Source organism: Microbacterium sp. (genome assembly GCF_044340635.1).
Taxonomy (GTDB): Bacteria; Actinomycetota; Actinomycetes; order Actinomycetales; family Microbacteriaceae; genus Microbacterium.
The window spans coordinates 101825-122254 of record NZ_JBIITF010000007.1; the positions used below are offsets into that span (position 1 = coordinate 101825).

The window sequence follows — 20430 nt, forward strand, 5'->3', positions numbered from 1 at the left end:
TGCCTGAGGTCAGCGCTGGCAGTTCGGGCACCAGAAAACGTTGCGCTCGGACGTCGCCGTAGCCCCGAGCGACCCCTCGCGGATAGCCGTGCCGCACCGCCGGCACGGCCGTCGTGCCCGCCCGTACACCCACGTCGTGCGACCCGCTCGCGCATCTCCCGTGAACGTTCGTGGCGTGCGGTCGCGGTTGGCGCGGAGCATCCGTGCGCCCACATCGATCACGGCGGCGGTGTCGACCTTGGTCGCCGGACGCGAGGGCAGGATGCCTCGCACGAACAGGATTTCGTTCGCGTACTCGTTGCCGAAACCCGCCACGGTGCGCTGATCCAGCAGCGCGACGTGTATCGCTCGAGGGTCGGCCGCGAGCACCCGCGCGGCTTCGACCGGATCCCAATCGTCGGCGAGGGGGTCGGGACCCAGGTGCCCGACGACGCGCTCCTCATCGCTGGTGGGCAGCACCTCGACCATCGCCAGGTCGAAACCCACGGCATCCCAGTCCGCGTTGCCGACGATCGCGCGCGCCTTGAACGCCGGTTTTCGCCACTTCTCACCCCGGCGGTAGACGTGCCACTCGCCCTCCATCTTGAGGTGCGAGTGCAGCGAGAAGTCACCGATCCGGTGCAACAGGTGTTTGCCCCGCGGAACGACGTCGTGCACGGTCTCGCCCCGCAGGTCGGCGGTCGCGCTGCCGGGCACTCGGATGTCGAATCGCGTCACGACCGAACCCGCAAGAGCCTCGGACAGCCGTCGCGCCGCGCGGAAGACGGTGTCGCCCTCAGGCACGAGCGCCCGCTCGGATCGCGTCACCCGCGGTCGTCCGCCGCAGCGTCAGGCCGCGGGGCGACTCGACGAAGCCCGCGTCACGGAGGGCGCGAGCGGTCGAAGAGCCGTAGACGAAAGCGCCGTTGACCTGCTCGACCGTGAGCGTGTCGAGGCGTCGTGCCCGCGCGGTCGTCGCCAGATCCAGAGCGGCCGCCGCGAGCACATCGTCGTTCTCCGTGAAGACGAGCGCGCTCTTGCCGCCCCGCTCGAGGTATACGGCCAACGCCCCGTCGACCAGCACGACGATGCCGCCGGCCTTGCGTCCCGGTCGGTGGGTGACCCCGTCGATCACGGGCCAGGGGAGGGCTGCGCCGTACGGATTCGCGGGGTCGGTTGCGGCGAGAGTGACGGCACGAAAGGGTGCGGGATCGGGCAGCGCCGCGAATTCCCGGAGTCGGTCGATCGTGGCGGATGCCGCGAACTGTGCCGCGCCCAACCCTTCGATGAGGTAGCCCCGGCGGCAGTGACCGGCCTGCTCGAAGCCCGCGAGCACCCGGTAGGCCTGCGCGAAACCGCCGGGCATGCCCTCGGCCTGGACGGACCCGCGCGTGACGACGCCGTAGCGGTCGAGCAGCAGCGCCGCGGATGCCGTTGCCCGAGCCGAGGCATCCGATTCCGGTTCGGGCAGCAGTGACCAGCGCCCGCCGACCCCTGTGGGACGAGGGGGAGCGGCCGGGCGGGGCAGAGCGGCGCCACGGAAGAGGCGCGCGCGGGGTGGGCGCCGCGTCGTACGGTGCGCCTGCGATCCCCCGGCCGTCAGGGCACGGAGCGGCGCGAACGTGTCGTTCGTGACATGACCCGACCAGGTCAGGCGCCACAGGGCATCCGTCACGGACTGCTCGTTCTCGGCCCCGGCCGCATGGCGCAGCTGAGAGGCGAAGTAGGCACCCCCGACCGCCAGCGCATCGAGCACACGCCGATCGAGCGAGTCTGCGGCGGGCTCGCCCTCGGGCGGGGCCAGCGTGTACGGCGCGGCATCCGCGGGGTGCAGAGCCACCCACCCGTCACGACCGGGCAGCGAGCCCTGACCCGACCAGATGACCTCGCCGGCCGCCGTCAACTCGTCGAGCAACCCGGGGTGGTAGTCGGACACGCGCGAGGGCAGCACGAGCGACTCCCACGCGCTCGCCGGCAGCGGTACTCCCGCGAGCTGGTCGATCGCCGCCACCACGCCATCGATCCCCGACAGCGGCCGGGCGACGTGCTGCCACACGGGCAGGAACCGCGCGAAGGCCTCGGGCGGGACGGGCTCGACGCTCCCGCGAATGGCCGCGAGCGAACGCATGCGTAGGCGGCGCAGCACCTCGGCGTCGCACCACTCCGTCTCGTCGCGCCGGTCGACACCGGCGGGAAGGAAGAATCCGCTCGTCACGCGCCCCTGCGACTCCAGTCGCAGAAGCGTATGACGTGCCACGGCGGAACCGATCCCGAGCCTTTCGGCGAGCGCATCCACGGTGAACGGAGCGTGCGTGCGGGCGTAACGAGCGACGAGATCGCCGAGCGGGTCCTCGGTCGGCTCGAGGAACGCCAGCGGGATGCCGACGGGCAACGCCGCACCGAGCGCGTCGCGCAGGCGACCGGCGTCCTCGATCGCGGCGATGCGGTGCGTGCCTCCGATCGTGATGGGGATCGCGCGCCGGGCGTCGACGAGCGCGGTCAGGAGAGCGGATGCCTCGGCTGCTGTCGCATCGGGCAGCGCCGGTGCCGCATCCTCCGTCGGCGCATCAGCATCGGGGTCGGCCGGATCCGCCCGCAACGCGCGCACGACCGAACCGTCGACATCGGCCGGGATGAGGCGCGCGGCGACCTCCGCGGCGTCCAGGGGTCCCAGCATCCGCAGCAGATCCGCTACGCCCTCGAGGCCGTTGACGCGGCGCGTGGGATCGAGCCGCTGCGCCTCGCGCTCGAACTGCGCGATGACGTCGGGGTCGAGCAGTTCGCGCATCTCGATCCGACCGAGCAACTCCGAGAGAAGCGCGGGATCGACCGACAGGGCCGCCGCGCGGCGTTCGGCGAGGGGCGAGTCGCCCTCGTACATGAACGCGCCGACATATCCGAAGAGCAGGTCTCGTGCGAACGGCGAGGGCTGGGTCGTCGTCGTCTCGATCAGGCGGATGCGTCGCTCGGCGATCCCCCGTGCGAGCGCGAGCAGAGCGGGCAGGTCGTAGACGTCCTGCAGCACTTCCCGGAGCGTCTCGAGGATGATCGGGAACGTCGGATGCCTGCGCGCGACCTCGAGCAATTGTGCCGATCGCTGGCGCTGCTGCCAGAGAGGGCTGCGCTTGTTGGGGTTGACGCGGGGCATGAGCAGCGCGCGTGCGGCGCACTCGCGGAAGCGGGACGCGAACAGCGCCGACCCGCCCACCTCGTCGGCGACGATCTGCTCGAGCTCGTCCGCCTCGAAGACGAAGAGTTCGGCGCCGGGCGGTTCGGCCGCGGCATCCGGCACCCGCGCGATGATGCCGTCGTCACTCGCGACCGCGGATCCCTCGACGCCGAGGCGTTCGCGGATGCGCGCGTTGACCGCGAGCGCCCACGGTGCGTGCACACTCATGCCGTACGGGGAATGCAGGATGATTCGCCAGTCGCCGACCTCGTCGCGCCCGCGCTCGACGGTGAAGGTCGTGTCGGTCGGCAGCGTGCCCGTCGCCTCACGCTGCTCCGCCAGGTAGGCGAGAAGGTTATCGCTGGCGCGCTCGTCGAGACCCCCGTCGCGCAGCCGTTCGCGGGCCGCGTCGGGTGTCGCCTCGGACACGTCCTTCGAGAACTTTCCGAGCGCCTCGCCGAGCTCGGCGGGGCGTCCCAGTCCATCACCGTGCCAGAACGGCAGCTTGCCCGGCTGCCCGAAGGCCGGCACGACATTGACGCGATCGTGGGTGATCTCGACGATTCGCCAGCTCGTCGTGCCGAGGGTGAAGACGTCGTTGACGCGTGACTCGTAGACCATCTCTTCGTCGAGCTCGCCCACGCGACCCCCGCGTGATTCGCCCGCGACGAAGACGCCGAACAGACCGCGGTCGGGGATCGTCCCGCCGCTCGTCACCGCGAGGCGCTGGGCGCCGGGGCGTCCCGTCAGCGTGCCGGCGTCGCGGTCCCAGACGACGCGGGGCCGGAGTTCGGCGAACTCGTCCGAGGGGTAACGCCCGGCCAGCAGGTCGAGCGTCGCCTCGTAGGCCGAGCGCGGCAGCGTGCGGAAAGGGGCGCTCTTGCGCACCGCGTCGTACCAGTCCTCGACGTCGATCGCTCCGAGCGCGCATGCCGCAACGGTCTGCTGTGCCAGGATGTCGAGCGGATTCTGCGGCACGGAGATCGACTCGATGCGCCCGGCGAGCATGCGCTCGGTCACGATCGCGGTGTGCAGCACATCGGCGCGGTGCTTGGGGAAGAGGAACGCGCGGCTGACCTCGCCGACCTGGTGGCCGGCGCGTCCGATCCGCTGCAGTCCGCTCGCGGCAGACGGGGGAGATTCGACCTGGATCACGAGGTCGACCGCGCCCATGTCGATTCCGAGTTCGAGGCTGCTTGTCGCGACGACGCAGCGCAGGCGACCGGCCTTCAGCTCTTCTTCGACCTGAGCGCGCTGCTCCTTCGACACCGAACCGTGGTGCGCGCGGGCGAGCACCGGGTCGGCGCCGCCGGTCGAGCCCGCCTGCGCCATGAGAGCAGCCGGAACCGCGGGGTCGGGGAGTTCGAGCCTGAGTCTCTCGGCGTAGATCTCGTTGAGCCGCCCGGTCAGGCGCTCGGCCAGTCGGCGCGAGTTCGAGAACACGATCGTCGAGCGATTCTCGAGGATGCGGTCGACGATCGCCTCTTCGACATGCGGCCAGACCGACCCCGTCATCTCCGTCGCCTCGGGACGCAGGCGACTGTCGGCGGCGTACCACTCCGGTCCGTCGCCGTCGCCGTCGCCGTCGCCGTCGCCGCCGTCGCCGTCGCCGTTGCCGGTATGCCCGTCGCCCGTATCCGCGGCGCTGGCCCCTGCGCGCGGGGAACCCGAGGCATCCGTTCTGCCATCCGGACCCCCGGAGCCGGGCGCACCCGAACCGGGCGGGGGCGGGGGATTGAGCATGTCGTCGATCGGCACGGTCACGCGCAGATCGAAGGTTTTCGACGCGGGTGGCGCCACGATGTCGACGGGCGCCGCGCCGCCGAGGAAGCGCGCGACCTCGTCGATCGGCCGCACGGTCGCCGACAGTCCGATGCGCTGCGCCGGATGCTCGAGCATCGCGTCGAGTCGCTCGAGGCTGACAGCCAGATGCGCTCCGCGTTTGGTGGCCGCTACGGCGTGGACCTCGTCGACGATCACGGTGTGCACACCCCGCAGGGTCTCGCCCGCTTGGCTCGTCAGCATCAGGTACAGCGACTCGGGCGTCGTGATCAGGATGTCGGGCGGATCCTGCACCAGTCGTCGCCGCTCGTTCGACGGGGTGTCGCCCGAGCGCACTCCCACCGTGACGTCGGGCAGCGCGATACCCAGCCGACGCGCCGACTGGGCGATGCCCACGAGCGGCGACCGCAGGTTGCGCTCGACATCGACGCCGAGCGCCTTCAGCGGAGAGATGTACAGGATGCCGGTGGTCGGCTGCGGGGCATCCGCCCGTTTTCTTCGTCCGCCCGCGCGGGGCTCCGCCTCGAGCGGCTTCTCGCGGAAGACCCGGTCGATCGCCCAGAGGAAAGCGGACAGGGTCTTGCCTGAACCGGTCGGCGCCACGACGAGCGCGTGCCGCCCCGCCGAGATCGCATCCCACGCACCGACCTGTGCGGGAGTCGGCTCGAGGAAGGCGCCACGAAACCAGTCCTGCGTGGCAGGACCGAACTTCGCCCAGACATCGGCCATCCATACATCTTCGTCCCCCGCACCGACATCGGCGCGGCTCTTGCGCTGAACGACGATTCGCGGTGCGTCGTGCCACGGAGCCGGTATATCGCTGGAAGAGTGAAGCGGTAGGTCGCCGGAGCTGTCCGGCCGCTGTCTTCGCGGGCTCAGGAGCGTCGGGTTCGGGAGCGTCTCGTTCAGGAGTGTCATGTTCGCGTTCCGTCTACCCGCCCGAGTCACGGTTGCGGCATCCGTCCTGATCGCACTCGTGCTGACCGGAACCGTTGCCGGTCCCGCGCTGGCCGTTCCCGACGCGGGCGGCGTCGGTGTCACGGATCCGCCGGGTCCCTCGACGGAAGCGACCATCGTCGAGATGCTGCACCAGGGCGGGCTGTACGGCGGGGACGTCGCGGTCGATCCCGCAGCAACCCCCTACCCGACGACCGGCATCACGAACTTCCGACCGGTCGAGACGGCGCAGATCGTGCTCGATGACCCCGGTGCACCCGGGCGCCAGGACCTGTTGACGTACTGCATCGACCTCGCCACGGAGACCGAGATCGGCGTGCACTACGAACTCGGCGACTGGACGGACGCGAACGTCCCGAACCTGGCGTACGTCACGCACATCCTCGAGAACTACTACCCGGCGGTGCCCGGGGCGCCGTCGACGGGCACGGCTGTCGAGAAGGTCCAGGCGGTCCAGGGTGCGATCTGGTATTTCACCGACAGCTTCGTCGTGCCGACGTCCTACCCGTCCGAGCACAATGCGATCAAGGCGATCGTCGACGAGGCCCTCACGGCGGTGAACGGCCCGCCGCCGGCGCCCGCTCCGGCTCCCATCCCGCCGACGCTCACACTGACCCCGGATGCTGCGGATGCGCCGACCACCGGCCAACTCGTCGGTCCGTTCGCCGTCGGGGGCAACGTCGCGTCCTCGACCCTCAGTACGTCGGGCGTCGAGGTCTTCGCCGACGCGGACGGCACGATCCCGATCTCGCCCGGCGACAGCGTCGCCCAGGGCGCAGAGCTCTGGGCCCGACACGTTTCGCCGACCGCGAGCGAAGGTTTTGCGCTCTCGGCCGTCGAGTCCGTCGTCGGAGGAAACGTGTTCCTCTACGACGGCGGCAATCCGGGGCGAACCAGCGCGCAAAAACTGATCCTCGCCGTGCAGGCGAACGTGCCCGTGCGGGCGGCTGCCGCGATCACGCCCCTCGCAGCCGGCACCCTGCAGGTCGACATCGCGATCGGCGGGGCCGCAGCCGGGCGACAATCGGCCGTCACCGTCGAAGCCCGTTGCGATACGGGCGGGACGATCACGACGGGGACGGGAACCGTGCCCGCGGAAAGCGCCGCCGCAAGCTACCCGGTGATCACCGTGAGCCCGCTCGCTGCGGGCACGACATGCACCGTGTCGACGACATCGAGCGGTGCGAATGCGTCCGCTGCGCTTGCGAGCTCCACGACGGTTCCGGCTTCCGTCACGATCACGGATCAGGCGACCGCGACGATCGTGGTCACGCAGAGCTTCGCCGTGCCCGGCCCCACACCCACGCCGACCCCCGTGCCCGTGCCGTCGCCGACCGCGCCCCCCACCCCGTCATCGCTTCCGGACACGGGCGGCGGCGCCCTGCCGTGGCCGATTCCCGTGTCGCTGATCGCCGGGGGCCTCGCGCTCGTGCTCATCGCGCGGCGTCATGCGGCTCGGCGCGGCTGAACATCCCCGCCGAGCTCCCGCGCGGCGCCGGTCAGGCCGCGAGCTGCTTCAGGCGTGCCTCGAGAAAGGCCGTCACATCGTCGAGCTCGGTCTGCGAGACGCTGTGCGTCAGGCCCGGGTAAACCGATCCGCTGAGCGTGCTGTGCTCGGGGAGCCAGGCGGTCGTCTGCGCGATGAGCGGTTCGGGGATGACGTCGTCGTGTGTTCCGCGACCCCAGAAGACCGGGGGCTTGGTGGCGGCGAGCATTTCGTCGCCCGGGAGCGTCCCGGCGCTGGCGTATCCGCTGAGGTTGACCGCGAAGGCGAACCGTTCGGGCTGCAGTCGCAGCGCTTGCAGGGCTATCGCGGCACCTTGGGAGAACCCGAGCAGACCGATCGAGGTCGCACCGACCGCGTGCTCGTCGAGCCAGGCGCAGAGTCGTTCGGCCGCCCGCGTGACGGTCGCAGCGTCTCGACCGTTCAGACCGTCGAGGGGGTACCACGAGTACCCGGGCGCCGGCCACGGCGGGGTCAGGGGCGCGCGGGGCGCCGCGAACACGAAGGCGGGCGGGAGATGCGGCACCAGACCGAAGAGGTCGCGTTCGTCCGACCCGTAGCCGTGCAGCAGCACCAGCAGGGGATGCCCGGCCGGAGCATCCGACCAGAGCGCGGCATCGGCATCGAGGTGCGGCGGATCGAGCGCAGGCGGGGTGGTGGGCTCGGGTGGCTGGGGCGACTCGGGTGGCGGCGACTCGGGCGACATGACTCCCATCCTCGCAAACCCCGCCGACACCACGTGAGCGGACATCTCGAAGGACTGCTGTGGCCCACGGGGCTGGAGAGGCTCCGCGAGCGCCACATCCGACACATCCGTCCCACCGTTCCTCTCGCATGTACGGGGTCGCGCGGAAGGCTGAGGTATACAAGAGACATGCCGGTGCGCACACCTGACCCCGATCCCTCCGAAGACGACGGCCCCGAGGGGCGCGATCGGTTGAGCGGTATGGGAGCGTCGTACGGACGCTCGAGCGATCCGCGCGACGACGGTTCCTTCGGTTCACCGACCACGGGAAGCGCGACGAACCCCGGCTGGCTGAGCGAGGTCGAACTGGCCGAGGCTCGGCGTCGGCTGCCGATGCTCTACGTCGAGGCGGTGCCCGTGCGGACGGATGGCGTGGGCTCCGTGACCGAGGTCGGCATCCTGCTGCGCGCCACACCGGTGGGAGAGATCACCCGTTCTCTCGTGAGCGGCCGGGTGCGGCATGGCGAGACGGTGCGGGACGCCCTTTTCCGTCACCTCGAGAACGATCTCGGGCCGATGGCGTTCCCCCTGCTGCCCCCTCAGGTGACGCCTTTCACGGTCGCCGAGTATCTCCCGATTCCCGGCATCACCGCCTTCCACGACGATCGTCAGCACGCGGTGTCGCTCGCATTCGTGGTGCCGGTGACCGGGACGTGCGAGCCCCGCCAGGATGCGCTCGAGGTCACGTGGATGTCGCCCGAAGAGGCAGCGTCCGATGCGCTCGCCGCCGAGATGGAGGGCGGCCGCGGCACGCTCGTCCGCCTCGCGCTGGCGAGCGTCGGCGCCCTGCGCTGAGGCGGGGACCGAGCGGATGCCGGCAAGTCCCCTCCTGGTCGAGTTCGCGATCGCCCTGCCCATCGCGCTCGCCGTCGCGTACGCCGTCGCGTGGGTCGTGCGCAGACTGTTCGGTCGTCGACTGCGCCTGAGCCTCACGACGATGGCCGTGATCTCGCTGCTCGGGATCAGCGTCGGGCTCCTGCTTGCGGGGTTGCTCTTCTACGGCCAGTACCTCTGGATGCCCACGACGCTGCTGCTCGCCTTCGGATCGAGCGTCGGGCTCGCATTCGTCGCGGCGTCGATCGCGGCGCTCATCCGGCCGAACTACGGCGACGTCGATGTGGCTGCGTTGCTGGTCGCGGGCGAGTCCGACCACGTGGAGTTCAAAGAGACCGCGCGATGGAACGTCCGTGAGAACAAGAAGGATCCGCGGATGGAGCTCGCGATCGCGAAGACCGTCGCCGCATTCCTGAACAGCAACGGCGGGGTGCTCGTCATCGGCGCGAGCGACGACGGCGTCGCGCGGGGCCTGGAACGGGACCTCGCGACCCTCCGGTCACCCGACCACGACCGGTTCGAGCTCTGGTTGCGCGACCTGCTCTCGACACTCGTGGGGCGCAACGCCGCCGCGCTGCCCCACATCCAGTTCGCGACGCTCGGGGACGCGGGCACGGTGTGCGCCCTGAACTGTCCGCCGTCGCCGAAGCCGGTCTTCTTGACCGCGCCGCGCGACGGAGGACCCGCCACCGACCTGTGGGTGCGCGTCGGCAACTCCACCCGTGCGCTCGGTGTGGACGAGGCGGTCGAGTATGTCTCACGCCATTGGCGACCGACTCTGGCGTCGCTCGTGACGGGGCAGCCCGCGGGGCGTTCGGTCGGGCGCTGATACGGGGCGGGTCGTCCAGACGACGGAGCGCTAGACCGCGCTCGTGACCCGCGCGATGTCGGCGACGAACGCGTCGATGTCGTCCTCGTGCGTGTCGAACGAGCACACCCAACGCACCTCGCTGAGCGTTGCGTCCTCCCCACCTCCACTCGAACCATCGCTGGCGCGATGCTCCGAGCCTCCGGAGGCGGGGCCCCAATCGTAGAATCGCACGCGCTCGCGGAGCTGGTCGGCGACCCCGGCGGGCAGCGTTGCGAAGATGCCGTTCGCCTGCGTCGGCTGGCTGAACGCCACACCCCGGATCGAACCATCCGCGATCCCCGCCTCGATGCCCGCGCGCAGCCGCGCCGCCATCGCGTTGGCGTGCGCGGCGTTCCGCAGCCACAGATCGCCCTCGTACAGGGCGATCAGCTGCGCCGACACGAACCGCATCTTCGACGCCAGCTGCATGTTGAGCTTGCGCAAGAACTTCAGACCCTCGGATGCCTCGGGATCGAGCACCACGATCGCCTCCGCGAGCATCGCCCCGTTCTTCGTGCCGCCGAGGCTCAGCACATCGACGCCCGCGTCGCGCGTGAAGGCGCGCAGCGGCAGGTTGAGTGACGCGGCGGCGTTCGACAGCCGGGCGCCGTCCATGTGCAGGCGCATGCCGAGGCCGTGTGCGTGTTCTGCGAGCGCACGGACCTCGTCCGGCGTGTACACGGTGCCGAGCTCGGTCGACTGCGTGATCGAGACGACGAGCGGCTGGGCGCGGTGCTCGTCGCCCCAGCCCCAGGCCTCGCGATCGACGAGTTCGGGCGTGAGCTTTCCGTCCTCGGTCGGGACGGTCAGGAGCTTGATTCCGGCGACCCGCTCGGGCGCGCCGCCCTCGTCGACGTTGATGTGTGCGCTCGAGGCCGCGACCACGGCGCCCCACCGCGGCAGCATCGACTGCAGCCCCACGACGTTCGCGCCCGTGCCGTTGAAGACGGGGAATGCCTCGGCGCCCTCGCCGAACTGGTCGGCGATGACCTCGTTCAGGCGTGCGGTGTACGCGTCCTCGCCGTAGGCGACCTCGTGGCCCTCGTTCGCGGTGGCGATCGCCGCGAGCACCTCGGGGTGGATGCCGGAGTAGTTGTCGGAGGCGAAGCCGCGCACGGCGGCGTCGTGGAGTCGGGTCACGCTCTCAGCCTAGATCGGGGGATGCGGCCGCCAGGCCGTGGTCAAGCATCCCCGCGGATGCCTGTCGTCGAGGCGATGACCGGCGCCAGCTTGCGGTCCAGGGCCTCGTAGAACATCGACAGAGGAAATTCGTCGTCCATGACGGCATCCGTGAAGCCCTTCGGCGGACCGATCAGGATGTCGCGCGGCAGCCCCGCGGCCCAGGTCGAGCCCGGGTGGGGCTCCAGCACGCCCCGGATCAGGTCGTACGCCGCGAGCCAATGGGCGGTTTTCGGGCGATCGATCGAGCGCCAGTACAGCTCGTCGATCGCGTCGCCGAGGGCGACGACGGCTGCCGGCACCTCCGCCCAGTCGAGGCTCAATGAGGTGTCGGTCCAGTGCAGCACTCCGCGCTGGTGCAGCCACGCGAACAGCAGCTGGCCGCCGAGCCCGTCGTAGTTGCGCACCCGCGACCCCGTGATCGCGAAGCGGAAGATGCGATCGAAGATCACCGCGTACTGCACGAGCTTCGCGTGCTCGAGCGTCTCGGCGTCGGTCTCTACCGCGCCGGTCAGGCGCTTCTCGATCGCGACGCACTCCCGGAAGGCGGTCAGGTCGCACCGCAACTCCTCGAGCGAGTAGAGGAAATACGGCATCCGTTGCTTGATCATGAACGGGTCGAACGGCAGGTCGCCGCGCATGTGGGTGCGGTCGTGGATGATGTCCCACATCACGAACGTCCGCTCGGCGAGAGCCTGGTCTTCGAGCAGTCGCGCGGCCTCTTCGGGCAGTTCGAGGCGCGTGATCTCCGCGGCGGCGCGGACGACCCGGCGATAGCGGGCGGCCTCGCGGTCTTGGAAGATCGCGCCCCACGTGAAGGTCGGAATCGCGCGTACCGCGACCGTCTCGGGAAAGAGCACCGCCGAGTTCGTGTCGTATCCGGGCGTGAAATCGATCAGGCGCAACGAGACGAACAGCCGGTTCGTGTAGTCGCCGGCCTCGAGCCGGGCGATGAACTCGGGCCAGATCGTCTCCACGATGAGGGCCTCGACGTACCGGTTGCTCGATCCGTTCTGCGTGTACATCGGGAACACCACCAGGTGCCGTAGCCCATCGATGCGGTGCTGCTGGGGCTGAAACGCGACGAGCGAGTCGAGGAAGTCGGGAACACCGAAGTCGCCCGCCGCCCAGCGTTCGAAATCGGTGACGGATGTCTCGAGGTAGGCCGCGTCGTGGGGGAAGAGCGGGGCCAGCTCGCGGATGCCGTGCACGATCGCGTGTACGAGCTCGGCGGCATCGGCGCGCTGTGCGGCATCGGGAATCGAGCCATCCTGCGCCTGCAGCGCCCGCAGGTCGATCGCGGCGTCACGGAGCGAGATCCAGGCGGCGCTCGTTTCGACGTCGCCGACGAGGCCCGCGGCGATGTCGCCGTCCAGGGTCGTGTCGATCGTCATGTCCGTCTCCGTTCTCGTGCTGCACCCCCGCAAGAGCACCATTTCGAGAATTGTAGGAAGTCATATGGTCCAACCGCTTGTCAGCCGGAAATATTCCTGTTGATATCCTCGGAACATGGAAGATCAAGAAGCGCCCCGTCATCCTGCCGCTGTGGATGACCCGGTGGATCTGTTGATCGTGCGTGAGATCTCGCGCGATGCCCGCGCCACCCTCGCGCAGCTCTCGGAGGCCGTCGGACTGTCGGTCTCGGCCGTGCAGGCGCGGATGCGGCGACTCGAGACCCGGGGTGTCATCGCCGGGTATCGCGCGATCGTGGACGTCGAAGCCGTCGGCAAGCCCCTGGCGGCGTTCATCGAGATCACCCCGCTCGACCCCGCCCAGCCCGACGATGCGCCGGAGCTGCTCGAGCACATCACCGAGATCGAGTCCTGCCACTCGATCGCGGGCAACGCGGCGTACATGCTCTTCGTGCGGGTCGCGTCGCCGCGCGCGCTCGAGACGCTGATCCGGCGCATCCGGGGCGTCGCGTCGGTGAGCACGCGCACGACCGTCGTGCTGCAGACGTTCTACGAGAACCGGCCGATCCTGCCCGCGTAGGGAGGTCCGCGATAGATACATCCACAGACGGATGCCTCGGCCCGCACGCTCCCGTAGCGTGAAACGGGTGTTCCGCCCCCTCAAGCCTTACCAACTGGCTGTCGACGTGAGCGTCGCGGCCCTCGCGCTCGGCCTCGTGCTCGGCGTCGCTTACGGCTGGGCGGGCGCGCAATCACTGCTCGGATCCGTACCGGTCGTGCCCGGCGGGACGGCGGGCACCTTCGTGCTGCCGACGGTGCCGCTCGTGCCCCTCGCGGTGGTCGTCGTGGCAACGGCCATCCTGACGCTGATCGCCGCGGTCGTGCCGACGCGGCTGGCGACGCGGGTAGCGCCCGTCGAGGCGCTCGCCGGGTAAGGCGCCGGGCTCGGCGGCTCAGGCGGAGGGATGGGACTTCGGGTCGCCGGCGACAGACATCCCAGACGGATTATTCAGCGGCGTTTCCGCAGTGTGAAAGCACTCTCATGTGCGAACGGCCGGGAATGTGCGCTTGCCGTGCGAACATGGCAAACCCGTGGGATCGACGTAGCTCCCCCGACACGTAGACATGGGGAGTAGAAGTTTGGGGAACAATATCGGAAGGCGCTTGAGAGGTCCCGTCGCGCTCGTGGGCAGTCAACTGCTCGGGCAACTCGCGCTGGTCGCCGTCATTCCCGTGCTCACACGGGTCTACCTGCCTGCCGAGCTCGGAATCTATCAGTTCGCGTTCGCGATCGCGTTCATCGCGCTTCCCCTCGCCACCCTGCGCCTCGAGTACATCGTGCCGACGACGCACTCCGCGGCGCTGGTCCAACGACGACTGCGGCTCGGGACGATCGTGGTTCTCGGCATCAGCGTGCTCGTGCTGGCAACGGGAGTCATCGACAAGCTCAACGGACTCACCGAAGTGGCCGACATCCTTCTGATGACGGGTCTGCTGATCCCTGCGCTCGGACTACCGCTGCTCGACAGCGCCCGTCTGGTGCGTCTGGGTGCTCGACGCGCGCTCGCCGTGCGCAATCTGGTGGGCGGCGTCGCGGGCGCCTCTCTTCAGGCCGTGTTCGCCCTCGGCGGCGGCGACGTCATGCTCCTCCCCGTCGCGCTGCTGCTCGGCCGCATTCTCGGCATCATCGCCTCGCGCATGGTCGATGATCCGGGGGCGCCGACATCCGCGCTTGCCGTGACGACAGCTGGCGGCCAGACGGCCGACGCGCGGGACGAACGGTACACACTCGCCCGTGCCATCCCGACGATCGGGGCCGGTGCTCTGTCGGGGCTCACGATCCAGGGACTCACCGTCATCGCGGGTGCGACGGTCGGCCCCGCCGCCGCCGGTCAGGTCGGGATCGCGCAGCGGGTGTCATCGACACCGATCTCGCTCGTGGGACAGGCGCTCGCCCAGACGACGCAGCTGAGTTTCAGCCGCATCATCCGTGAGCAGCGGCCAGCGCTCACGGCTTCGCTCGCGGTGCACGTCAAGGTCTTCCTCGTGCTCGGCGTCGCCCTCGGCATCGCCCTGGCCATCGGCGGGCCGTTGCTGGCAGTCCCCGTGCTCGGCCCGGAGTGGGCGCCCGCGGGCACGCTCATCGCCATCCTCGCCCTACCCGCAGCGCTGCAGGTGGCGGTCTCGCCCACAGACTTCCTCTTCGTCATGCTCAGGCGGGAGCGGCGACTTCTCGCCCTCCAGGCTTCGCGCGCCACCCTGACGTGGACGGCGGGACTCGTAACCGCCGCGGTCACGAGTGATCTCGCGCTGGTCGTGCTCGCGTTCTCGATCGCATGGGCGGTCGCCTACGTCATGTCTCTGGTCTTCGTTTTCGCGGCCGCCCGGTCGTTCGATCGCGAGCACGCGGACGCTGACCGTGGCGCGGCTGCGCCTGCGGTCATCTTCGCCTCGATGACCGGCGACTACCCGAATATCGGCGACGCGATCATTCGGCGCGAAGCGCTCGAGTGGGTGTCGGGGCTCGGCCCCGTGCACACCTATGTGGGGCGCGCGCCCGACGCCTGGATAGACCAGATCGGCGCGGCCGAGCTCGGCCCGGTTTACCACCGCGGTGCGGGCAGCAAAGAGTGGATGCGTGCGCTCGTCGTCGCCAAGAGGCCCGTACTGCTGTTCGAACCCGGCGAGGTGCAGCTCGAGTCACGTCACGCCGTCCGCGAGCTCGTCTTCCTGGCGGTGATCGTCCTCGTGAAGGTCAAACGGGGAACCGTCGTCTACGCGCCTCGCGCGGTCGCCCGCCCGGGCGTCCTTCCGCTCCTGCTCTTCCGTCTCGGCGCTCGCGCGGCCGACGTCGTGCCGATGCGCAACCGGGAATCCCTCGCGCTGGTCGGCGGCAGCATCCGCAGCCCCGACATAGCGTTCGGTCGCGAAGGCATCCCCACGGGGCAGGCTGGGCCACGGGACACGCTCGTCGTGAGCCTGCGCGGCAAGCGTCGAGCGCACTCGGCGGAGTGGATAGAGGCCGTCCGCTCGTTCGCCGAGGCGCGGGGACTGCGTATCGTCGCCGCTGCGCAGGTACGCGACGACGAGGACCGCGCCGCCGAGCTGGCCCGCGCTCTCGGCGCCGAGGACTTCGGATGGCGCGCGATCCCCGAACTCTCCCAGGAGCACCGTCTCATGATGCTCTACGCCCGCGCTCGCCTGGTCATCTCGGACCGCCTCCACGTGCTGGTCCTCGCGACCATTCAGGGAGCGAAGCCGCTCGAGCTGGTTGATGCTCCGAGCGGCAAGGTGGACTCGCATTTCTCATGGGTGGGCATCGACGATGTCAGCGTCGACAGCACCGGAATGGATGTCGCGGCCCTGACATCCGCCCTCGCCGCCGCAGCCGGCCGCCCGGCGCCGCCCCTGACCCAGGCGCTGGACCGCGCGCGTGCAGATGTCGCAGAGGTCCGACGTCTCGCCCGCGGGCGGATCAAGGCGGTCCTTGCCCGGACGACGACCGCGCGGGAGTTCGCCGACCGCTGATAGGTCGTTGTGCCGCCGTCGGCCTGTGCTGGGTTGCGGTTCTGGGGCGCTCCGCGCTCAGACCGTGGGCGCGGTGTCGTGCGCCCATGTGGGTGCGAGGGCACGGATGCGCAGCGCCCGCCACTGCCATGCCGCCCAGAGCCCGGGCCAGAGCAGGGGGGCGGTGCGACCGCCGATCGTCAGGCGCTCGCGCCACAGGGTTCGCGCGGGGTCGCCCGGTGCCGGCGAGACCGCGAGCTGATGGTCCCAGACATCCAGCGAGGCGAGCGGTCCGGTGAGGGGGATGCCGCTGTCCCGGAAGATGCGCACCTCTCCCCGCGAGTCCTGGGTGATCCGGTCGCTCGCGTGGATGAGTTGCCGGCCCATCGGGACGATCCCGCCGATCGACATGTCGACGACGGCATCCGTTCCCGGCTCCCAGCGCGTCGGCAGGCCGCCCGGCTCGGCGGATTCGAGGCGGACGAGCGAGCCGTACAGCTCCGCCACCGCGCGGGGCGAGTGCAGGGCCCGCCACGCGGCATCCGCGTCGCAGTCGATCACGAGCTTGAGCAGGATGCGCATCTCCCCAGTGTCGCACCCGCGCGGGTGGATCGTCCTGCGGCGATCCCTTCGAGTGCCCGTTCTTCCTCGTGGATGTACACCAGCCCGAGCACTCCCGCAGTGCGGGGCGGGGAGCGTAGCCTCGGGGGATGCGTTTCGGCACCCTGCGGCATCCGTTCATCGCCCACCGCCGGACGACCGTCATGCCGCGGTGGGTGCGCCGGGCCGATCGGTCCGCCAACCGTCGTGTGAACGCCCGGCACGACGTGCGCGCGCGCGACAGCGCGTACCGCCGCCTCTCGCACGCGGCCGATCACGGACGACTCTGGTTCGTTCTGGCCGGCGTCCTCGTCGTCTCCGGACGTTCGCGGGCCGCGCTTCGCGGTGTCGCCTCGCTCACGGTGGCGAGCATCATCGCCAACCTCATCGGCAAGAAGGTGTTCGGCGGCTCCCGCCCGATCTTGAAGGACATCCCCGTCGGCCGACGTCTCGCCGCCTACCCGACGTCTGCGTCGTTCCCCTCCGGCCATTCCGCGAGCGCTGCAGCGTTCGCCACCGGGGTCGCTGTGGAAGCGCCCGTCGCAGGCGCCGTGGTGGCGCCCCTCGCGGCCGCCGTCGGATACTCCCGCATGCACGTGGGCGCCCATTGGCTCTCGGATGTCGTCGGGGGCTTCGCGATCGGCGCGGGAGTGGCGCTCCTCGGTCGCGTCCTGCTCCCGGCACGTCCCTCGGTCGAGGGGCCGGCGCCCGAGCGCGGCGAGCGCATCGACCTCCCGTCGTCCCCCGACGGTTCGGGCGCACTCATCTTCGTGAATCCCTCCTCGGGCGTGGAGGTCATCCGCACCGACCCCCGGAGCGAAATCGAGAAGGAGTTGCCGGGTGCACGGCTGAGCGAGCTCGACTCGGACGACCCGCCGTCCGCCGTCGTCGCCCGCGCCTTGGTGAGCACCTCCCCTCCGCGCGTCCTCGGGGTCTGCGGCGGGGATGGGACGGTCTCCGCACTAGCCGCTGTCGCGCGCGAGGCCGGTCTTCCTCTGCTGGTGCTGCCGGGCGGGACCTTCAACCATTTCGCCCGCGCCATCGGTGCTGACACGGTGGAACACGGCATCGAGGCTCTCCGCGACGGTCGCGGGATGCGCGTCGCCGTCGCCGAGCTGTCGACGGGCGGACCGCCCGTGACGGTTCTCAACGCCGGTTCGGTGGGCATCTATCCGGACTTCGTCGCGCGGCGCGAGGGTTACCGGGACCGGCTGGGTAAGTGGCTCGGCGGCGTCGTCGCGGCCTGGGGTGTGCTGCGTGAGGCCGAACCGATCGAGATCGAGCTCGACGGCGAGAGCATGCGCGTCTGGTCGGTTTTCGCGAGCGTCGGCCGCAACGACCCGCAGCGGGTCGCGACGATGCGCCGCTGGAGTGTCGACGACGACGTACTCGATGTCCGCGTGTTGCACGCCCGTGGGCCGCGGTACCGCGCGGTCGCCTCGCTCGCATTCGGCCGACGAACCGCCGCTGTCGCCCGGGCGCTGCACCTGATGCCGCGCTCGTCGGACATCGAGCGTCGGCTGGTGCCGGAGCTCACGCTGGCGGTCTTGCCTCAGGATGGTTCGGTCCCGGTCTTCGTGCACGACGGCGAACTCGAAACGCGCCTCGATGAGGACGCCGCCGGTCGGCACGAGATCCGCTTCACGATGGTCCCGAGCGACCTGCGGGTGTACGCCTGAGGGCGGCTCGGGCGGGGGCGCGCGCTCAGCGCTCCTGCATCGCGGCGAGTCGCTCGGCGGGCGTGATCTCGCGCTTCTCCCACCGGAACAGATGGCGATCATCGAACCGGGGCGCGCACTTCACGCACGAGGCGGGTCGCGTCGGTCGGCGATGCCGGTAGGCGAGGTGCCCGGCGGGACACACCCCGACCCAGGGGGCGAGCTCGATCGCCGTCTCGCCCGCGTGGGTCGTGCCACCCACGTAGCCCAGCTCGCGGGCGACCTGCTTCCACTGTGCCCCGTGTCCGGCGGCCGGACCCGCGATCGCGTGCGCGACTTCGTGCAGCAGGGTCTGGTGATTCGTATCGTCGTCGTATCGCGCCGAGAGGTAGCGCGAAACGCTGATGCGCTTGCGCGTGTAATCGCACAGGCCCGCGCGGCGCTTGGCATTGTCGAACCCGAACGACCACGAAGCATCCAGATGCAGCGAGATGAGGGCATCGGCCCACGTTCGCACGCGTTGCAGATCGGACATGTCGAAAAACCTAAACCGTCCCTACGACATCGGCCGCGGACGACTGGCCGGGGCCCGTGAAAGGTGTCGTCAGCTCGCGACGGACGAGCGGGCGCGGCGGCGGTCCGCGGCGTCGACGGCGAGGAGCGTCGCTTCGAGCTGCTCATCCGGGGCGCCCGCCTCCTGGCGCAGGAACAGTGCGCGTTTGAAGTCGCGTCGCGCGGCCTCGTAGTCGCCGGCGTCGTAGTGCACCTTGCCGCGGTGCTGGTACGAGAACGCCGCGATGGCAGACCAGTTCTGGCCTTCCGCCTCGCCCGCGCACGTGGACAGTTCGTGTTCGGCGGCGGCGTAGGCTCCGCGCCATTGCTGGACCGTCGCGTGCAGGATGCGTGCGCGCAGCAGATCCTTCCGGGTGCCGGCCATGCGGGCGACCCGCACCGACTCGTCCGAGATCACGTTCGCCTCTTCCAGGCGGTCCAGCACCTTCAGCAGCCAGACGCGTTCGAGCAGCGCGGGCAGGCTCCGCTGGTCGCCGAGTTCCAGCAAGCGCTCTCGGCACTCGTTCACGTCCACGATTTCGCGCAGTGTTTCGGGGTCGTACCCGTGGATATAGCTCACCGTGACCTCCTCACCGCGTAATTCGCTCTTCCAGTGTGCAACGCCGCGGCGCACAACCGGCCGAGCCGCGCCGGGCGCGCCGCTGCTCGCTTCACGTTGTTTTCTCAGCGGTCGAACAGCGACGACGACGGGGCCGGAGAATCGGTGGCGTCGGCATCCGTCGTGACGGCGACGCCACCGACGAATGCGTCGAGCTCCGCGCCCTCGGCGACCTTGGCCGGGTGCGGGCCGGCGGCCATCAAGCGCGGCAACCAGGCCGTGGGGAGCTTGGCGGCGGATGCGGCGATCACCAGGTTGCCGAAGCGGCGGCCCTTGAGGACCTGCACCTCGGCGAGCACGATGACGTTGGGCAGAACCTCGCGCACCGTCGCGACCTGGCGGCGTGCGTAACGCAGACCGGGTCCGTCGGCGATGTTGACCAGCAGCACACCGTCGGGGGCGAGCACGGCGGCGGCCGCGCGGTAGAACTCGACCGACGTGAGGTGGGCGGGGGTCTGCGCCCCGGCGAAGACGTCCGAGATGAGCAGGTCCACGGTGCCGACGAGCCCCGCGGGGAGCCGCCCGAGCACGGCCCGCGCGTCGCCGATTCGGACGCGGATCGATGCACCGTGGGGCAGCGGCAGTTCGGCGCGCACGAGATCCACGAGCGCGGGTTCGATGTCGACGACCTGCTGGCGCGAGCCCGGCCGCGTCCACGCGATGTAGCGGGGGAGGGTCAGCGCTCCGGCGCCGAGGTGCACGGCGGTCAGGGGCTGCCCCGGCAGCTTCAGCCGGTCGATGACCGCGCCCATGCGGGCGATGTACTCGAAGTGCAGGTGCGTCGGGTCGTCGAGATCGACGTGCGACTGCGGTGTGCCCGCGACATCCAGTTCCCATCCCGTCGTGTACGGCGACGGCACGACGCGTGCGATCGTGCCGTCCGACAGACGGGTCGAGGGAGCGGATGCCTCGGCGTCGCCCTCTCGCTTTCTGCTCACCCGCTCACGCTAGCCGAGCCGAGCGCCGCGACGACTCGGCCGATCTGGGCTGCCTCGGCGGATCTGATCCACAGCGGCGACCCGAATCGACCGAGAGGCCGGGATCCGCGGGCCAGAAGGCGCGGGCCCGCGCGAGAATGGTGGC

16 protein-coding genes are annotated in these 20430 nt (G+C 70.4%); 7 read left to right on the plus strand and 9 right to left on the minus strand.

From position 1 onward, the window contains the following. Positions 1-9: 9 nt before the first annotated feature. Together ACIQ0W_RS08405 and ACIQ0W_RS08410 are read right to left on the minus strand one after the other, a co-directional pair. On the minus strand, positions 10-783 hold the full coding sequence (locus ACIQ0W_RS08405; protein ID WP_396642318.1) for a DNA-formamidopyrimidine glycosylase family protein: 774 nt from the start codon (positions 781-783) through the stop codon (positions 10-12). Next, the gene (locus ACIQ0W_RS08410) at positions 776-5659 is read right to left on the minus strand and encodes a DEAD/DEAH box helicase (RefSeq protein ID WP_396642319.1); all 4884 of its coding nucleotides are present in this window, start codon (positions 5657-5659) and stop codon (positions 776-778) included. Before ACIQ0W_RS08410 ends, ACIQ0W_RS08405 begins: the two co-directional genes overlap by 8 nt. 187 nt (positions 5660-5846) lie before the next feature. Between ACIQ0W_RS08410 and ACIQ0W_RS08415 the strand changes: the two genes are divergently transcribed. Then, positions 5847-7355, plus strand: coding sequence for a thioester domain-containing protein (locus tag ACIQ0W_RS08415; protein WP_396642320.1), 1509 nt, complete (start codon positions 5847-5849; stop codon positions 7353-7355). A 31-nt stretch (positions 7356-7386) separates the two neighbouring features. Here the strand turns inward: ACIQ0W_RS08415 and ACIQ0W_RS08420 are convergent, their stop codons facing one another. Beyond that, positions 7387-8097: an alpha/beta hydrolase gene (locus tag ACIQ0W_RS08420; RefSeq protein WP_396642321.1), complete on the minus strand. Its 711-nt coding sequence runs from the start codon at positions 8095-8097 to the stop codon at positions 7387-7389. A 168-nt stretch (positions 8098-8265) separates the two neighbouring features. Between ACIQ0W_RS08420 and ACIQ0W_RS08425 the strand changes: the two genes are divergently transcribed. Then, positions 8266-8931, plus strand: a complete 666-nt coding sequence (locus ACIQ0W_RS08425; RefSeq protein WP_396642322.1) for an NUDIX hydrolase family protein — start codon at positions 8266-8268, stop codon at positions 8929-8931. A 16-nt stretch (positions 8932-8947) separates the two neighbouring features. After that, on the plus strand, positions 8948-9799 hold the full coding sequence (locus ACIQ0W_RS08430) for a helix-turn-helix domain-containing protein (RefSeq protein ID WP_396642323.1): 852 nt from the start codon (positions 8948-8950) through the stop codon (positions 9797-9799). A 30-nt stretch (positions 9800-9829) separates the two neighbouring features. On the opposite strand, the gene ACIQ0W_RS08435 is transcribed toward ACIQ0W_RS08430, so the two are convergent. Beyond that, positions 9830-10960 (minus strand): threonine aldolase family protein, encoded by a 1131-nt coding sequence (locus ACIQ0W_RS08435; protein WP_396642324.1) that lies wholly within the window; start codon positions 10958-10960, stop codon positions 9830-9832. A 41-nt stretch (positions 10961-11001) separates the two neighbouring features. Continuing rightward, entirely contained in the window at positions 11002-12393 is a 1392-nt protein-coding gene (locus ACIQ0W_RS08440; RefSeq protein WP_396642325.1) for a DUF6421 family protein, read from the minus strand. A 151-nt stretch (positions 12394-12544) separates the two neighbouring features. Between ACIQ0W_RS08440 and ACIQ0W_RS08445 the strand changes: the two genes are divergently transcribed. The 3 genes from ACIQ0W_RS08445 (at position 12545) to ACIQ0W_RS08455 (ending at position 15939) form a co-directional block, all read left to right on the plus strand. Next, on the plus strand, positions 12545-12991 hold the full coding sequence (locus tag ACIQ0W_RS08445; protein ID WP_396642355.1) for an Lrp/AsnC family transcriptional regulator: 447 nt from the start codon (positions 12545-12547) through the stop codon (positions 12989-12991). Between the two features lie 67 nt (positions 12992-13058). Further along, positions 13059-13346, plus strand: a complete 288-nt coding sequence (locus tag ACIQ0W_RS08450; RefSeq protein WP_396642326.1) for a hypothetical protein — start codon at positions 13059-13061, stop codon at positions 13344-13346. Positions 13347-13575: 229 nt separating this feature from the next. Next, positions 13576-15939, plus strand: coding sequence for a polysaccharide pyruvyl transferase family protein (locus tag ACIQ0W_RS08455; protein WP_396642327.1), 2364 nt, complete (start codon positions 13576-13578; stop codon positions 15937-15939). Between the two features lie 57 nt (positions 15940-15996). Here the strand turns inward: ACIQ0W_RS08455 and ACIQ0W_RS08460 are convergent, their stop codons facing one another. Then, a complete protein-coding gene (locus tag ACIQ0W_RS08460; RefSeq protein WP_396642329.1) occupies positions 15997-16500 on the minus strand; it encodes a hypothetical protein in 504 nt (167 codons plus the stop codon). A 128-nt stretch (positions 16501-16628) separates the two neighbouring features. Between ACIQ0W_RS08460 and ACIQ0W_RS08465 the strand changes: the two genes are divergently transcribed. After that, the gene (locus ACIQ0W_RS08465) at positions 16629-18197 is read left to right on the plus strand and encodes a bifunctional phosphatase PAP2/diacylglycerol kinase family protein (RefSeq protein WP_396642330.1); all 1569 of its coding nucleotides are present in this window, start codon (positions 16629-16631) and stop codon (positions 18195-18197) included. Between the two features lie 25 nt (positions 18198-18222). Here ACIQ0W_RS08465 and ACIQ0W_RS08470 read toward each other — a convergent pair whose 3' ends face one another. The 3 genes from ACIQ0W_RS08470 to ACIQ0W_RS08480 all read right to left on the minus strand — a co-directional run bounded on the left by ACIQ0W_RS08470 (position 18223) and on the right by ACIQ0W_RS08480 (position 20285). Then, a complete protein-coding gene (locus ACIQ0W_RS08470; RefSeq protein ID WP_304688212.1) occupies positions 18223-18711 on the minus strand; it encodes a SprT-like domain-containing protein in 489 nt (162 codons plus the stop codon). Between the two features lie 69 nt (positions 18712-18780). Beyond that, complete coding sequence (locus ACIQ0W_RS08475; protein ID WP_304688214.1) at positions 18781-19308, minus strand: hypothetical protein; 528 nt, start codon at positions 19306-19308, stop codon at positions 18781-18783. A gap of 104 nt (positions 19309-19412) precedes the next feature. Next, a complete protein-coding gene (locus tag ACIQ0W_RS08480; protein ID WP_396642331.1) occupies positions 19413-20285 on the minus strand; it encodes a spermidine synthase in 873 nt (290 codons plus the stop codon). Positions 20286-20430: the final 145 nt, after the last annotated feature.

Excerpts from the sequence above, each read along its gene's own strand:
- ACIQ0W_RS08410 (WP_396642319.1), bottom strand. The coding sequence starts at position 5,659 with ATGGCCGATGTCTGGGCGAAGTTCGGTCCTGCCACGCAGGACTGGTTT.
- ACIQ0W_RS08415 (WP_396642320.1), top strand. The coding sequence starts at position 5,847 with ATGTTCGCGTTCCGTCTACCCGCCCGAGTCACGGTTGCGGCATCCGTC.
- ACIQ0W_RS08420 (WP_396642321.1), bottom strand. The coding sequence starts at position 8,097 with ATGTCGCCCGAGTCGCCGCCACCCGAGTCGCCCCAGCCACCCGAGCCC.
- ACIQ0W_RS08425 (WP_396642322.1), top strand. The coding sequence starts at position 8,266 with ATGCCGGTGCGCACACCTGACCCCGATCCCTCCGAAGACGACGGCCCC.
- ACIQ0W_RS08430 (WP_396642323.1), top strand. The coding sequence starts at position 8,948 with ATGCCGGCAAGTCCCCTCCTGGTCGAGTTCGCGATCGCCCTGCCCATC.
- ACIQ0W_RS08440 (WP_396642325.1), bottom strand. The coding sequence starts at position 12,393 with ATGACGATCGACACGACCCTGGACGGCGACATCGCCGCGGGCCTCGTC.
- ACIQ0W_RS08460 (WP_396642329.1), bottom strand. The coding sequence starts at position 16,500 with ATGCGCATCCTGCTCAAGCTCGTGATCGACTGCGACGCGGATGCCGCG.
- ACIQ0W_RS08465 (WP_396642330.1), top strand. The coding sequence starts at position 16,629 with ATGCGTTTCGGCACCCTGCGGCATCCGTTCATCGCCCACCGCCGGACG.
- ACIQ0W_RS08470 (WP_304688212.1), bottom strand. The coding sequence starts at position 18,711 with ATGTCCGATCTGCAACGCGTGCGAACGTGGGCCGATGCCCTCATCTCG.